At 67.9% G+C, this 12,646-nt stretch carries 26 protein-coding genes; 8 read left to right on the forward strand and 18 right to left on the reverse strand.

What is annotated here, in order from left to right:
• Nucleotides 1-13 precede the first annotated feature (13 nt).
• Nucleotides 14-193: a hypothetical protein gene (locus ACZ7LY_RS02625; protein ID WP_471622651.1), complete on the forward strand. Its 180-nt coding sequence runs from the start codon at nt 14-16 to the stop codon at nt 191-193.
• A 10-nt stretch (nt 194-203) separates the two neighbouring features.
• A complete protein-coding gene (locus tag ACZ7LY_RS02630; protein WP_471622652.1) occupies nt 204-467 on the forward strand; it encodes a hypothetical protein in 264 nt (87 codons plus the stop codon).
• A 41-nt stretch (nt 468-508) separates the two neighbouring features.
• On the opposite strand, the gene ACZ7LY_RS02635 is transcribed toward ACZ7LY_RS02630, so the two are convergent.
• Both ACZ7LY_RS02635 and ACZ7LY_RS02640 read right to left on the reverse strand, forming a co-directional pair.
• Nucleotides 509-895: a DUF6221 family protein gene (locus tag ACZ7LY_RS02635; RefSeq protein WP_471622653.1), complete on the reverse strand. Its 387-nt coding sequence runs from the start codon at nt 893-895 to the stop codon at nt 509-511.
• A 104-nt stretch (nt 896-999) separates the two neighbouring features.
• A complete protein-coding gene (locus ACZ7LY_RS02640; protein ID WP_471622654.1) occupies nt 1,000-1,206 on the reverse strand; it encodes a hypothetical protein in 207 nt (68 codons plus the stop codon).
• Nucleotides 1,207-1,230: 24 nt separating this feature from the next.
• On the opposite strand from ACZ7LY_RS02640, the gene ACZ7LY_RS02645 reads away from it, so the two are divergent.
• Entirely contained in the window at nt 1,231-1,563 is a 333-nt protein-coding gene (locus tag ACZ7LY_RS02645; protein WP_471622655.1) for a DUF6233 domain-containing protein, read from the forward strand.
• A 50-nt stretch (nt 1,564-1,613) separates the two neighbouring features.
• Here ACZ7LY_RS02645 and ACZ7LY_RS02650 read toward each other — a convergent pair whose 3' ends face one another.
• Genes ACZ7LY_RS02650 through ACZ7LY_RS02660 form a run of 3 tightly spaced genes read right to left on the reverse strand, consistent with a single transcriptional unit; the run spans nt 1,614 to nt 2,580 of the window.
• A complete protein-coding gene (locus tag ACZ7LY_RS02650) occupies nt 1,614-1,847 on the reverse strand; it encodes a hypothetical protein (RefSeq protein WP_471622656.1) in 234 nt (77 codons plus the stop codon).
• Entirely contained in the window at nt 1,844-2,269 is a 426-nt protein-coding gene (locus ACZ7LY_RS02655) for a hypothetical protein (protein ID WP_471622657.1), read from the reverse strand. Before ACZ7LY_RS02655 ends, ACZ7LY_RS02650 begins: the two co-directional genes overlap by 4 nt.
• Nucleotides 2,266-2,580: a hypothetical protein gene (locus tag ACZ7LY_RS02660; protein ID WP_471622658.1), complete on the reverse strand. Its 315-nt coding sequence runs from the start codon at nt 2,578-2,580 to the stop codon at nt 2,266-2,268. Before ACZ7LY_RS02660 ends, ACZ7LY_RS02655 begins: the two co-directional genes overlap by 4 nt.
• A 133-nt stretch (nt 2,581-2,713) precedes the next feature.
• Between ACZ7LY_RS02660 and ACZ7LY_RS02665 the strand changes: the two genes are divergently transcribed.
• Nucleotides 2,714-2,926, forward strand: coding sequence for a hypothetical protein (locus ACZ7LY_RS02665; protein ID WP_471622659.1), 213 nt, complete (start codon nt 2,714-2,716; stop codon nt 2,924-2,926).
• A 43-nt stretch (nt 2,927-2,969) separates the two neighbouring features.
• Here the strand turns inward: ACZ7LY_RS02665 and ACZ7LY_RS02670 are convergent, their stop codons facing one another.
• The 3 genes from ACZ7LY_RS02670 to ACZ7LY_RS02680 all read right to left on the reverse strand — a co-directional run bounded on the left by ACZ7LY_RS02670 (nt 2,970) and on the right by ACZ7LY_RS02680 (nt 4,558).
• On the reverse strand, nt 2,970-3,848 hold the full coding sequence (locus ACZ7LY_RS02670) for a hypothetical protein (protein WP_471622660.1): 879 nt from the start codon (nt 3,846-3,848) through the stop codon (nt 2,970-2,972).
• Entirely contained in the window at nt 3,845-4,261 is a 417-nt protein-coding gene (locus tag ACZ7LY_RS02675) for a hypothetical protein (RefSeq protein ID WP_471622661.1), read from the reverse strand. Before ACZ7LY_RS02675 ends, ACZ7LY_RS02670 begins: the two co-directional genes overlap by 4 nt.
• Nucleotides 4,262-4,372: 111 nt before the next feature.
• On the reverse strand, nt 4,373-4,558 hold the full coding sequence (locus ACZ7LY_RS02680) for a hypothetical protein (protein WP_471622662.1): 186 nt from the start codon (nt 4,556-4,558) through the stop codon (nt 4,373-4,375).
• Between the two features lie 120 nt (nt 4,559-4,678).
• Between ACZ7LY_RS02680 and ACZ7LY_RS02685 the strand changes: the two genes are divergently transcribed.
• Nucleotides 4,679-5,065 (forward strand): hypothetical protein, encoded by a 387-nt coding sequence (locus ACZ7LY_RS02685; protein ID WP_471622663.1) that lies wholly within the window; start codon nt 4,679-4,681, stop codon nt 5,063-5,065.
• Nucleotides 5,066-5,082: 17 nt separating this feature from the next.
• Here the strand turns inward: ACZ7LY_RS02685 and ku are convergent, their stop codons facing one another.
• Nucleotides 5,083-6,027 carry a non-homologous end joining protein Ku gene (gene ku / locus ACZ7LY_RS02690; protein ID WP_471622664.1) on the reverse strand — a complete coding sequence of 315 codons (945 nt, stop codon included), beginning with the start codon at nt 6,025-6,027 and terminating at the stop codon, nt 5,083-5,085.
• A gap of 267 nt (nt 6,028-6,294) precedes the next feature.
• On the opposite strand from ku, the gene ACZ7LY_RS02695 reads away from it, so the two are divergent.
• Nucleotides 6,295-6,741 carry a hypothetical protein gene (locus ACZ7LY_RS02695; protein ID WP_471622665.1) on the forward strand — a complete coding sequence of 149 codons (447 nt, stop codon included), beginning with the start codon at nt 6,295-6,297 and terminating at the stop codon, nt 6,739-6,741.
• A 2-nt stretch (nt 6,742-6,743) separates the two neighbouring features.
• Here ACZ7LY_RS02695 and ACZ7LY_RS02700 read toward each other — a convergent pair whose 3' ends face one another.
• Nucleotides 6,744-7,760 (reverse strand): tyrosine-type recombinase/integrase, encoded by a 1,017-nt coding sequence (locus ACZ7LY_RS02700; protein WP_471622666.1) that lies wholly within the window; start codon nt 7,758-7,760, stop codon nt 6,744-6,746.
• Entirely contained in the window at nt 7,757-8,137 is a 381-nt protein-coding gene (locus ACZ7LY_RS02705) for an HIT family protein (protein WP_471622667.1), read from the reverse strand. The genes ACZ7LY_RS02700 and ACZ7LY_RS02705 overlap by 4 nt, the downstream gene beginning before the upstream one ends.
• A 155-nt stretch (nt 8,138-8,292) precedes the next feature.
• Between ACZ7LY_RS02705 and ACZ7LY_RS02710 the strand changes: the two genes are divergently transcribed.
• Nucleotides 8,293-8,628: a hypothetical protein gene (locus tag ACZ7LY_RS02710; RefSeq protein ID WP_471622668.1), complete on the forward strand. Its 336-nt coding sequence runs from the start codon at nt 8,293-8,295 to the stop codon at nt 8,626-8,628.
• A gap of 235 nt (nt 8,629-8,863) precedes the next feature.
• Nucleotides 8,864-9,535 (forward strand): hypothetical protein, encoded by a 672-nt coding sequence (locus tag ACZ7LY_RS02715; RefSeq protein ID WP_471622669.1) that lies wholly within the window; start codon nt 8,864-8,866, stop codon nt 9,533-9,535.
• A gap of 10 nt (nt 9,536-9,545) precedes the next feature.
• On the opposite strand, the gene ACZ7LY_RS02720 is transcribed toward ACZ7LY_RS02715, so the two are convergent.
• The 7 genes from ACZ7LY_RS02720 to ACZ7LY_RS02750 form a co-directional block, all read right to left on the reverse strand.
• On the reverse strand, nt 9,546-9,812 hold the full coding sequence (locus ACZ7LY_RS02720) for a phage fiber-tail adaptor protein (RefSeq protein ID WP_471622670.1): 267 nt from the start codon (nt 9,810-9,812) through the stop codon (nt 9,546-9,548).
• A 2-nt stretch (nt 9,813-9,814) separates the two neighbouring features.
• Nucleotides 9,815-10,909 carry a hypothetical protein gene (locus ACZ7LY_RS02725; protein WP_471622671.1) on the reverse strand — a complete coding sequence of 365 codons (1,095 nt, stop codon included), beginning with the start codon at nt 10,907-10,909 and terminating at the stop codon, nt 9,815-9,817.
• Between the two features lies 1 nt (nt 10,910).
• On the reverse strand, nt 10,911-11,351 hold the full coding sequence (locus tag ACZ7LY_RS02730; RefSeq protein ID WP_471622672.1) for a hypothetical protein: 441 nt from the start codon (nt 11,349-11,351) through the stop codon (nt 10,911-10,913).
• Nucleotides 11,352-11,412: 61 nt separating this feature from the next.
• Nucleotides 11,413-11,733, reverse strand: a complete 321-nt coding sequence (locus ACZ7LY_RS02735) for a putative phage holin (RefSeq protein WP_471622673.1) — start codon at nt 11,731-11,733, stop codon at nt 11,413-11,415.
• Complete coding sequence (locus ACZ7LY_RS02740; RefSeq protein ID WP_471622674.1) at nt 11,730-11,942, reverse strand: DUF7620 family protein; 213 nt, start codon at nt 11,940-11,942, stop codon at nt 11,730-11,732. Before ACZ7LY_RS02740 ends, ACZ7LY_RS02735 begins: the two co-directional genes overlap by 4 nt.
• Nucleotides 11,905-12,225 carry a hypothetical protein gene (locus ACZ7LY_RS02745; protein WP_471622675.1) on the reverse strand — a complete coding sequence of 107 codons (321 nt, stop codon included), beginning with the start codon at nt 12,223-12,225 and terminating at the stop codon, nt 11,905-11,907. The genes ACZ7LY_RS02740 and ACZ7LY_RS02745 overlap by 38 nt, the downstream gene beginning before the upstream one ends.
• Before the next feature lie 21 nt (nt 12,226-12,246).
• On the reverse strand, nt 12,247-12,615 hold the full coding sequence (locus tag ACZ7LY_RS02750) for a hypothetical protein (protein WP_471622676.1): 369 nt from the start codon (nt 12,613-12,615) through the stop codon (nt 12,247-12,249).
• Nucleotides 12,616-12,646 lie beyond the last annotated feature (31 nt).

The raw sequence follows: 12,646 nt of genomic DNA on the forward strand, positions 1-12,646 counted from the left end.
TAGACTCGTGGCCATGATCCCGATTCGGCCTGCGTGTGGTTCCGTGCGCTCTGCTGAGGAGTTGAACGAGGAGATCCGTTGCCTGATGGCGCGGACTGGTGGGCGGCTGTCCGCGTCGCAGCGTGCCGAGTATGAGGTGCTGGTCGTGGAGTGGGCGGCGGCGGTACGCGGGGAGATCGTGGAGGCGGCGTAGCATCCGCTTTGTGAGTGATGAGCCGACCTCGAACATGATTGACCTGCGGCGTGCTGCGGATGAGGCGCATGCCCGTGTCCGTGAGGTGCAGGAACGATTCGGTCCGCCGACTGTCGAGGGCGGCTGGAGCGCAGAGCAGCACACGGAGTGGCAGGCCGCCTGGGACGCATGGACGGCGGCTGCGATGGCCGCGCAGGTGGCGATCCCGCCAGCGCTGGAGATGACAGTGAAGAAGATCGTGCGGCACCTAGAAACGGAAGCCGAGGCGGCTTGATCACGTTGCGGGTAGCCGCTGAGTGACCCTCTGACCTGCGGCTACGGCCGCCACTCCTCGCGGTAGCCAGGCCGGGCTTCGTACACGGACGCGAAACTCTTCAGCACCGGCTCCAGCACCGCTAGGGCCACCCGCGCCGGGCCACGCAGGAGGTAGTCGGAAGACGCTGCCTCCTCGATGCGCTCGCGCGCCATCGTGAGCACCTGCCGCTTGGCGTCGATCTCGCGCAGCACCCGCGCCGGATCATGCGCGGCAATGTACACGTGCGGCGCATGCGCCTCCTCAACAACGTCCGCGCCCGTGTCGCTGCGCACGGACTCCATGGCCGGGTCGACCGCCCAAGCAGTCCCGTACTGTTCAGCCGCCGCCCGCGCGATCCGCTCGTCCTCGTCGAGCTGGGCGCCAAGCCATTGCACGAGATCGTCCATAGGCCCCTCCAGGTGTGTGCCCTGCTCCCCCGTCGCTGTACAGGGGAGCAGGGCTGAGTGCAGCAAGCACTGACAGGGGTCAGGGTATCGGTGGGGGCTGACAGTCAGGGTTGTTGCGGCCACTCCTGCAAGGTTTCACCGGTCTCGGTGTCGGTGAGGGTGATGTGGGCGTCGGGCTTGCCGTAGTCGCCGATCCAGGTGCGGTATTTGCGGTCTGCGGTTGCGTGCAGGTGCCACCAGCCGGTCATGACGGTGTGGTCGGCGATGGTGAGGGTGAGTTGGTAGCGGCCTGCCCCGGTGGGTGTGTTCACACCCACCATCCTAGAATCGAACTTGTGAACGATCTGCCGCGCGACCTGCCACGCCTCCTCACCCTGAGGACATGGCACGCCATGTGGCTCGACCGCATCGACCAAGCCATCGCCGCCGCCCGGAAACGGGAAGCCGAACAGAAGCAGGCCACCGCCACCCGGCCGCCCGAACCGGACTGGCTGATCGAGCGCGGACTCCAGGGCCGCCACGCCGTGTACGTGCACGTTGGCGGCTGCCACATGGCAGGCAAACGCTCCCGCCCCGCCACCGCCGGCCAGGCGCGGCAGGCGCTCGTCGGCGGGGTCGACGCGTGCACGCACTGCCGCCCCGACACCCCGCTCGGATTGCTGGAGTAGGGTCACGTGGCGAAGCCCCGGCCACTTCACTTGGTCGGGGCTCCGCGCACCTAGCGGCGGATTGCTTCGAGGCAGCCCTGGCACCAGCGCTCGTCCGGCTTGTTGAGGGTCAGTGGAACCTCCTGCTTCGGCGGCGGGAAGACGATGCCCTCAGTGTCGGAGCAGGCGATCGCCTGGAACTCCTCGATCACACGACCGACGGGCTTGTGCCAGACGAGCGATTCCTCGAAGACGGTGGCGCCGTGTACGCGCTCGGGCGTGGCCAGCATGGTCGGTGTCCTCACTTCTCGGCGGTGGCGTAGGAACGGAATCCGATCCGCTCCGCCTCAGCGGCCAGCGTCTCGCGCCATCCGTCCGGCGGCGGGTGCTCCTCGTCCTCACCGTTCCTCGTGTAGAACAGCCACGGCTCCGAGTCGGGGCCGACGGCGATGAACTCGATACCGAGCCGCTCGGCGTCAGCCATCAGGGTGTCCAGGGCGACAGACAGACCACTGCGGATCTTCGCGTCACGTACCGGGTAGCGGGTGTAGAGAGTCCCCTCCGTTGACACTCGTCCGATGTCGGGGTCGTTGTCGGTGAACCCGTCGTCGCGGTAGTCGAGCTTGGCGTGCCAGCCACCGTAGGGCACGCCGTTGATGCGCTCCGCGAATGGTGCCCAGGTGACGGTGATGCCAGTGGACCAGTAGCGGCCCGTCTTGCTGATCATGAGTCTGCCTTCTTGTCGTGGTACTTGCGGATGTGGTTGCGGACGCTTGCCGGGGCCCCGGCGTACTCGCAGTGGGGGCAGATCTTCCAGCTGCCACTGTCCACGGCGGCGTCGAGCACAGACCGGTCGGGGCCGTACCCGTGGTGGTGCAGGAGGCGGGCCACGGAGCTGCCGTAGCGGACGGCAAGGAGCGCGGCTTCGGCGGACTTGTCGTGGCCCCGCGCGAAGAACCTGCCGATCCCCGCAGTGGCCCCGCACCCACACCAGCAGGTGCCGGTCGGGAGGAGGCGTTCGGGTGTCTCTTCTGTCATGCCTTCAAGATAGGCGTTCAAGAACGCCGTTCAAGAAGAACTAGAAAAGATACGCACGCAGCAGCAGGCGGATCAGCGCCGCCCCGGACCGGGCCAGCGTGCGCCGCCGACCGCAATCCCGCAGGCTAGCCGTATGACCAGTGCACCCATAGTCGTGCACCCGCCGCTCGGGACGGGCGGCCGGCGGGTCACCGCGCGCGGGCAGATCCTCGGCCTCGCCCACAGCGACGCGGACGTGATCGAGTTCCTGCGCCGGGCCGGGCTTGAGGACGCGGAGGCGCTGCTGGACGACCCGGCCTGGGTGAAATGGCGGGGCGGGCGCGCACACCACTACGAGGCGGCGTGAGCCGGCCGCGACCACAGGAGCGCGCGGTTACGGTGCCCCGGTCTCAGCGGCGCCACACGTTGACCTTCTCCGTGGCCAACAGCGGGGCACCATCTGGCCCCTTCACATAGGCGGGGATCCACTGCCGCCGCCGAAGCGTGCGGCCCGGACCGTGGGCCTGATCCCGCCAGTGACCGGACACGACCCATCGGTGCCGGTAGTGGCGGCCGTCTCCGCCGGCATCCGGGTCGCGGTCCTGTGGGGCGTACTGGCGGCGCAGGGAGACCAGGGTGACGCCGGAGTCCGGCATGTCGCCGCGGCGGAGCGCGCGGGCCTCGGCCCGGTCTGGCTGCTGGTGGGTGCGGTCGACGAGCTGTGGCTGCTGCATGAGGTGCCAGGCCGCGGCGAGCGCGCCGACGATGGTGCGGGAGGGCTTCATCCCCTCCCGGGTGGGGATGCCGTCGAGCGGGACCGGTTCGGCTGTGACGGGGAGGCGCGCCTCGCGGACTGCGAGGAGGCGGGGCACGCGGGCCGGGTCTGCCCCGGGGACGGCGGCGAATAGTTCCGCGCCGTCCAGGAGGTGCCACACGATGAGCGTGCCGTCCGGTCCGGGCCCCCAGGCGAGCGCCTGCACGGGCGCGGTGAGACCGGGGCCGACGTCGACTTGGCCGAGCCCGCCCTCGAACGTGATGAGCCCGATCGGGGAGGGGCGGTCGGCGGTGGCCCAGCGGGCGGCTGCGAGGCTGCCGCCGGCGTGGGTGGCCAGGGCGGTCATGTCGGCGCTGGCCCAGTACAGGTCGGCGGCCCGCAGGTGGCTGGTGTACAGGTCTGCGACATCGTCGTCGCTGGGCAGCGTGAAGGGGCTGTGGCGGACGTCGAGCGCGTCGAGGCGGCGGAGTGTCTGCGCGCGCAGCTTGGGCAGCGCCCTGGCGTGGAAGGTCACCGGCGGCCGTCGCGGATCTGGTAGATGCGCTCCCTGGACATGCTGGCGGCCTCGGCGATGGCGGTCACGGGCGCCTTCTTGCTGGCGACCGCCGCCCGGATCGTCGCGTTGAACGTCTCGTCGGCCTCCGTCTTGATCCGGTCGCGTTCGGCTCGTGCGTCCCGGATCTCGTCGAGCATGTTCTGGCCGCTGGTGGAGGAGGGCTCGTCGGGGGTCTCGTTGTTGAGCTGGTCGGCGAGAATCTCCCACTGGTCGTCCAGCGGGTAGTTGTCGTCGTCGGTGTCGACGCTGGAGGCGAGGGCGCCGAGGTCGTCCTTCGTGATGGGCGTGAAGTGGTCGCCGCGGTCGATGGTGGCGTTGGGGTTGGGGTCGTCCCAGAGGGCGCGGATCTGGTCGATGGTGACGGTCGCCATGGCGGTGCCTCTCACTCGGCACTACGTGTGTAGCGCGCTTGACACTCACTATGAGCGCCGTGCGCCCGAGCGTCAAGCGCGCTACACATTCGCCGTTGAGCGGCCTCCGGCTCATCCCCGCGACGGAACCCGCGCGGCGAGGTTCGCCAGCAGGTACCTCGCCGTCTCCCGGTCCGGTGCGCGCCCGTCGCGCACGTCGGCGAGCAGCGCCATCAGCTCGTGCGCGTCGTCGAGCGTGAGCGTGGGGAGCAGCGCCGCCGGAGGGTCCGTGGCGGTGGTGTCGTCGTCGAGGTCCATGGCCCGGGTAACGCGGTCAGGGGCGCGCGGGATACGCCCGGCCTACCTGTGGACCCAACAGCTGGTGTGGTTGGTAGCAGGCCCGCCGCCTGAGCGTCTGGTCGTGTCTACGCTGCGGGCATGGCTGTGGATGATCTGGATGATGCTGAGGTGTGGCCGATCCCGCCCGCGTGGCTGGCAGGGTGCGCGACGTGCGTGGCCCTATACGAGCGGATGATCGGTGTTCGGGACGCGGTTGCGGAAGCATCGCTGACCACGAGCGGACTGGATGTCGACCCGTTCGACTCCGTGCTGGTCACGCAGATGCAGCTCGCGCAGCACATGGCCGGCGCGCACGCCGAGCGACTGCCCGCCCTCGATACTGGCTGCCCGAAGTGCGCGGAGCACGAACGGGCCCTCGGGCGGCCGTCGACGTCGGAGGGGGCGCGGGTGCATGGGGCGCGGGCGGCGGCCGAGCATCAGGCCCGCCACCTGATCGTGCCCCGCGCGATGACAGACACCCTGTAGCCGTACTGGGGCACTGGCTAGGCGCTGCGCGTCTTCCCGCTGGTCTTCTTCGCGGGCTTCTTGCTCGCGGTCGTCTTCTTCGAGGCGGGCTTCTTCGCCGTGGTCTTCTTGGCGGCGGTCTTCTTCGCGGTCTTCGGCTTCAGCTCGTGGACGTCCGCGTCGCCGCCGTCACCGCGGGATGCCTTGGCTTTCTGCACGGACTGTTCCAGGGCGGCCATCAGGTCGACGACCGTCCCCGTCGGCGCTTCCTCCGTGTCCGCCTGTGGGGGTTTCTCTCCGGCGGCTTTGGCGTGGATGACGTCTTCGAGGGCGGTCGTGTACCGGTCGGTGGCCCAGTCTGCGTCGGTGATGGGGGCGTCGTGGGTCATGGAGTCGATGAGGGTGATCGCCTCGTCGATCTCCTTGTCGGTGATGTCGACGGGCTTGGGTGCCAGGGTTTCGGGGGGGCGGATCTCGTCGGGCCATTTCATGGCGTGGAGGGCGATCACGTCATCGACGACGCGAAGCAGGCCCAAACGTTCACGGCCGTGCCACGCAAACTTGGCGATGGCCGCCTTGCTGTTCCGCTCCAGGGCCTTCCTGAGCAGGGCATATGGCTTGTTGGCGACCTGACCATCCGCTTCGAGGTAGTAGCCTTCGCCGATGCGGATGGGGTCGATGCTCTCGTAGGGGACGAATGCGACGATCTCGACAGCCTTGGCGGTGGGCAGGGGCATGTCGCGCAGCTCGTCATCCGTCACAGCAACGAGCTGGTCCTTGCTGACTTCGTAGCCCTTGCCGATCTCAGCGTTGCTGACCTCGCGGTCTTCGATCTCGCACACCTTGCGGGTGCGGACACGGCCCATGTCCTCCAGGTGGTACTGGTGGAACCGGATCGAGTGATCCTCTGTGGCAGTCGTGACCTTGATCGGGATCGTGACCAGGCCAAACGAGATAGCACCGGACCAGACAGGACGGGGCATCGCGCGCACCTTCCATCGACAGCCCCGAGAAGGCCAGCCTATGGGCGGCAGCAGTGCTGCGCATGACGGCGGGCTGGAGAGCGCCAGCGATACCCCCAGCGGGCCGCTACTACATCGCCGCCGATCCGAACCGCTGGCAATCTGCCAGCGCTCTGTGCGAGAAGCGGCCGCAGTCGCGCTGTCGGTGCGAAACAGGCGCACGCTAGAGATGGAGATACGAGCCACTGGGAGGCTGCCATGAGTGCGGAAGTTCCCTGGACAGCGGTCATGACCGTGGCCATCGGATCAGCTTCTCTTGCCGCCACTCTGGTCTCGTTCGCTTGGCAGACCGCGATCTGGAAGTGGAGCGGCTCGAAGCCGAGGGTGTCAGCCAGTTCGGGTGCGATCGTCGGGCCCTTCTCAGGGACCCGCTTGGTGGTCCTGCTTGAGGCCCGCAACTCAGGGCGCGGGCCATGCCAGATCACACAAGTCTTCTTCGCAACTTCGAACGAGATGAAGATCGTCGGCCTGCGCCTGGTTGATGGCAGCGACGCCCTGCCAATGACGCTAGAGGGGCAGCATGCTGCCCGATGGATCTTTGATGCCGGTCAGGTTCGAACCACAGCTCAGCAGTTGGGAGCTACCAAGATCTGCCCCGTGGTGGTGAAGGGCTCAGGAAAGCTATGCCGCGGGAAGTGGAGCAGTCTGGACAAGTTGGCACGCTCGAGCGAGTGATCTCACAACCCGATGTCCTCGCTTGCTGCGTCGGTCCACTTGTCGGCTTCGCGAATGTAGCCCCAGAAGGCGGGGCTGTTGTCCGCATGTCCGGACTGGGCACGGATCTTCTCTTCGCGCTTCCCGGCTCGTCGGCTGGTGGTGATGAAGCCGGCTCGCATGCTGTGGCCGGTGAGTCGGACGGCGATGCCTGCGCGTTCGGCGTTGCGGGCGATGATCTCGCGGACGGCTTCCGGGGAGAGTGCGCGGTTGCCGAGGTGCCCCCAGACGTCGATGGGCAGGAAGGCTGGCCCAGCGGAGATGCCTGCCGTGGCGCGCCAGGTGAGCCAGGCGCGGACGGGGCAGGTGTCGGCGTTCTTGCCGTAGTGGACGACGACGTCGCGGGGCGGTCGGCCCTTGACAGCGGGGACGTGGACTTCGAGGCCCTGGCTGACGTGGGCGATGGACTCTGCGCGGAGTTCGGCGACTTCGGCGGAACGCCCGGCGATAGCGAAGGCCATGAGCCACAGTGCGCGATCGCGGAGCCCGGCGAGTCCGTCGGCGACGGCTGCGTTCATCTGCCGTAGCTGATCAGGGGTGACGGCGGCGGCCTTCCCCCGGCCGCGCGCCATGCGTTCGGGGTCGTTCTTCATCGGCTTGAGCGCCTGCCGGGCGGCGACCGTCGCCGCCTTCGGTACCTCGACGCCGAGCCCGCGCGCCGTGACGGTGACCCCGGTGATCCGCCGGTCGATACTTGTCGGCGCGGCAAGCTTGATCGTGTCGAGCCAGACGACGAACCCGACGAGGGTGCCCTTGGTGACGTCGGTCAGCGCGAGCCGGTGGCCGGTCTGTTGGGCGAGCCAGTCGTGGAACTCGGTCCAGAGGTTCCAGTCGTTGGCGTAGCCGCGTTTCGTGTTGTTGGGGCGGATGGCGTCGAGGTGTTGTTCGGCGGCCTGCTCCATCGCGGCGAGGACGGCGAGCGTCGCGGCGTCACGGACGGCGGGGGCGGCCCCCGACCGCTCCGGCGAGAGTGCTGTCATGCGGCCTGCCCTGTCCAGGGCAACGCAAGCCCGTCACCCTCACGCCTCGGCACGATGTGTACGTGCAGATGGAAAACGGTCTGCGTCGCCACCTTGCCGCGCGAGGTGATGACGTTGCACCACTGGGTGGCGGACAGTTGGGCGGCGCGCTTCATCACGGCGGCACTGACGTAAGGATCGTGCCCGAAGTCAGCGACGTGCATCTTCGGCATGACGAGCAGGTGCCCCGCGGTGACGGGGTTCAGTGGGACGATGGCGAGGGCGTCATCCCACTCATGGAAGATCTCGGCGGGGGCGCGCCCGGCGATGATGTCGCAGAAGGCGCACGGCGCGAGCGAGAGGGGCGGCAGCGGCTGTCCGAACTCAGTTTCAGGCATAGCTAATTGTACCGTTCTGTCGCCCGCGATATTGCATGTTATCGAGAGTGCTTCATGGTCAACTCGCGGCGCTTGAGTGACCGTTGTGCGCTACCACTTTGTTCGGATCGGTTAGCCAGCCCCCGCTCGAACAACTTCGGGGCTAGCCTCTCGCCATGGCAGAGCGAGCACCTTTCCACCCCGGCGACGGCCGGCAGCGATACGTCGGCCCCGCGACCGTTGCCCTTCCGGACGGACGGGAGGCTGCGGTCACCGCGTCTCTGGTGCTCCGCTACGACCCGACTCGGACGGACAACCGGGAGTCCGACAAGGACAGCACGTGGGCTGGCAGCATCACGCTCTCCGATCCGTCCAGTGATGTCGACCTGTTCGATGCTGCACCTGGAGTGCTCCGCATGCCGAACGGTCGAGAGAGCGAGTTCATGGCGACCAGCGGCAGCGTTGAAGTCGGCCTCGCAGGCCTGGGACCCGCACCCTTCGTCGAGTCGTGAGCGGAGGGCCGGTGCCCGTCGGCTCCGGCCCTCCTGTCCACTAGCCGCCCTCACGCTCCAGACGGTGGACGCGTCCGACGCGTGGGCTTTACAGGCCGAGCGGCTGCAGTCCAGGGTATCCGCCGCTCCCCTATATACGATCCTGCCGCGGCCTGGTAACGAGCCTGTGACGGTAGTTCACGTTTCCACCACATGCGTCGTACCGTGTTCCGGTAGTTCAATCCTGGGGGGATTCATGCGCGTTCGCGCTACGGCGGCTACGGCTGCCCTGCTACTGGCCGCACTCACCGCATGCGGTGGCGGTGGCGACAACAAGACCGAAGCGAAGCCGGCCGCGAAGGCGTCGGCAGGCAAGGCGTCAGAGAAGAAGGTCGACTGCAACGACGAGAGTCTGTCGCAGGGCGAGTGGATGGAGTCGTGCTCCGACGAGGCAGGCGGCGCCTCCGCCGGCCCCGAGGATGGCTCGGGTACGGGTGGGGACGGGAAGTCGAGCGGGTTCAAGTTCGGCGACACGTTCACCTGGCCCGACGGGGTGAAGGTCACGGTGGTCGAGGCCAAGGTGTTCAAGGACTGGTCGCAGGAGGATCTCGAGACGCCCAATCCGTCGCTGACGGAGTTCCGGCTGAAGCTCAAGTTCACGAACGGCAGCGGCCAGTCGGTGAAGCTGGACGACTTCTCGACGATCGTGGAGGGCGCGGTGAACGGAGGTCAGGCTGCGATAACGGAGTTCTCCCGTGGTGCGGAGCCGTTGGAGGGCCGGCTGGGCGCGGGCGTGTCCGTGACGAAGACGGATGACAACGCGCTCGGCAAGAAGTATGGCCGCAAGATCGTGGTCACCGTGCAGCGTTCCAGCGACAGCTCAGACGAGAATGCGTTCCCTGAGTTCGAGGGCGAGGTCGTCGACTGACGGGCCTGCGTCAGCGTTCCATGATGGTGAGGTAGATGGAGCGTTCGTCGGTGAGGCCGTTGCTGGTGGTGATCTGGCAGGTCATGCGGAGGTTATCGCCTGCTTCGCCGCCCGTGACATGTTGCGTGACGGTGGTGTCGGTGACGAGTGGTTGGCCGATGGCGGTAAGTCCGGGGGCTAGGTGGATGGTGGCGTTGGTGATGGTGTCTCCGGCGAGCCAGGGGGTCCAGTCCCAGGTGTAGTCGAGGAGCGCGCTGGGGTCTTTGGTGAAGGTCACGGCTACCTCACTGTGTGCGTGCGCGGTTCGGCGGGCACGGTGATGCGGCGGATGTCGACACCGATCCGCGCGGTCCGTTCGGGGTTGGGTTTGTGCGTGACGGGTCGGGCGAGCGGGCGGGCCGTGCAGGCGGCTATGGCGGGTGTCAGGACTGTGGTCTTGATGCCCGCCATCGGCCGAGCGGTACCCATGGCTGTGACGGTCGGCAAGGTGCTGGCGGTAGTGAGCGCCTGCACCATCTCGGTGCTGCCGGCCGCGGCGATGACGCCCGCCTTCGCCCCAAGGAGCGCTGTGGCGGTGGCGGTGTCGGCGGCCACCTGGAGGAGCGTCGTCTTCGTCCCGATGACGGACGTCCCCGCCTCGTTGCTGTACGCGGGCGACGGTGTGGCGGTCTTGGCGCCGGCGGCTGCTTGGGCTGTGTCCGTTTCCGTGGCGGCGGCGACCACCGCGGTCTTCTCGCCAGTGGCTTGCTTCCCGGCGGACGACTCCCCCGCCACGGTGATCGGCGTGGTCTTCGCGCCGCCGAGCGTGCGGGATGTCGTTGTGGCGAGGGCGGGGGTGAGGGGTATGACGGTTGCTGTGGTGGCGTCTCCGGCCGCGAAGTCGTCGATGCGGATGCCGTTGACGGCCATGACGCGGAGTCCGACGTTGACGCCTGTGGTGACGCTGGTGTCGGTGATGGTGACGCGTTCGATGCCGTTGACGTAGCCCTTGATGGTCGAGCCGACGGCTTGGATTTTGGCGGTGTCTCCGGGGGTGAGGGGTGCCGGGTAGGTGCCGATGCTGGTGAAGCTGCCGCCGACGACTGCGAAGAGATCCCACGACGAGCCGTTGGTGCGCCAGAGGTAGCCGCTGGTGAGGGTGGTGTTTCCTCGGCACCAGACGCCTTGGCTCGCTGCGATGCTGGTGACGATGGTGGCCTGGGCGTAGTTGTCGTTGCTGTCCATGGCGGTGGCGGCGCGGAGGATGGTGTTGCCGCTGGACGTGTCGGGGGCGAGTTGATGGTTGGTGATGGTCCAGTCGCCGGAGACTTCGACCCAGCCGGGTCCGAGGTCGGTGGTGTCGGGCCGGTTGAAGTCGTCGGTGAAGGTGGCCACGTCAGGCGGCAGAGGTGATGCGGGCGATGTCGGCGACGGTGAGGGTGAACGTGGTTCCGTCGGGTGTCATCGTCACGTCGTGCTTGGTGAGCGGGATGATCGCTGTGTCTGCTGAGCTGGTGTCGGGTTTGTAGCAGATGATGATGGCGCCGATGGCGGGGCCGCTGGTGGTGGGCCAGGTGATGTCGTCGCTGTCGATGGCGACACGGTCGTTGGTGTTGTCGACGGTGACGGTGACGTTGGTGAGGGTTTTGCGGCCGAGGGCCGTCTGTTCGGTCGCTCCGGCCTTCACTGCTGCGAGGGTGGTGTAGTCGCGCATCGTGGCGTCGGTGGGGAGTCCGGCGGCGGCGAGGGGGACGGCGATGAGGGAGTCGGCTGCGGCGGGGAGGTCGCCGTACTGGGCGAGGCGTCCGAGCGCGATGTTGAAGACGATGGCGGCCATGGTTCACTCCGGTTCTTGCTGGTCGTGGACGTGGGCAGCGGTGCCGTGCGGCGTGGGGGTGTCAGGTGTTGCTGTGCTGGTCTCGCTGTGCGCGCAGCAGGAGCCGCGTGCGTTGGATCATGATCGTGGCGATGGCGAGGACGGTGAGGGTGCGGATGCCGCGGAGGACGATGGCGAAGCAGCCGTCAGGGAACAGGCTGACGAGGACGGTGTAGGCGCCGAGGAGTCCGACGGCGGCGGCGAACGCCATGAGGTTGCGGCCGATGTCGGATCGCCACCAGGGGGCCTTCGCGTGGTAGGTGGCCATGAATGTGAGGCAGGCGATAACGGCGAACGTCGACGCTGCCATGTTGATCCACTGGTCGACGCTGATGTCTCTCATGACGGTGCTCCTCGAAATGCCTGCTCTATGCGTTCACGCAGGTGGTTCTCTTGGCGGGCTCGCCGGAGGGGGGCGACGGCCGCGTCGACGCTGGGCTGGCGGGCTTCTGCTGCTCGGCGACCGGTCCGAGACCGTTCGAGGGCGGCCTCGGAGACTCGCAGGTCGGGCTTGTCATGGCCGGTTAGGAGACGCCGGATCCAGGCGATCACCGGGGTTCACCTCCTCCCGGGCTGCTGACGGCGGTGGGGGGAGCGCCGTGAGGAGGTTGCCGCCGAGCTTGGCCATCTCAAGAAGTTCGCCGGTCTGCTCGTGCTCGACCTTGCGGGCGGCCTCGGATTCGAGGAATGCGGCCCGCCAGTTGTCGCGGTCGGCTATCAGATCCTCGTGAGTGCGTCTCGGGATGAGGCGGCCGGTGAGGATGAACAGGACGACGAGGGTAAGGAGTGCGACGGCTCCAGCGTCGGTGGGGTTGACGCCGAATATTTCGCTCACCGGAGCCTCCGCTCGGGGGTGTCAGGCCGCGGTCTTCAGGGGGCTGGACTGTTCGAGCGGCGTCGTCGCCAGTGGCGGGGTGACGATGAACCGTTCGACGACGGCGAGGAGGGCGGCGATGGAGCTCATCCAGAGGGCCTGGCGGTCGGCGGTCCAGTCGAGGCCGAGACCGACGAACAGTGCCATGACGGCCTGGGCGGTCTGGAGGATGGCGGCGGCCCAGGCGCCGTTGTGGGCCATGACAGCGAGGATGAGGCCGACGATCGCGGCGGCGATGGTGTTGATGGCGGTCTGTACGCCGGCAGTGACGTTGAACTCGTAGCCGAGGAGCTTCACGGCGGCGGCGACGAGTCCGAGGATGAGTGCCGGTTCACGGCCGAGGATCTTCACGGGATTCTCCTGTTCAGTGTGCGCGGGCGGG

It is taken from the genome of Streptomyces sp. NPDC107550 (assembly GCF_055639095.1).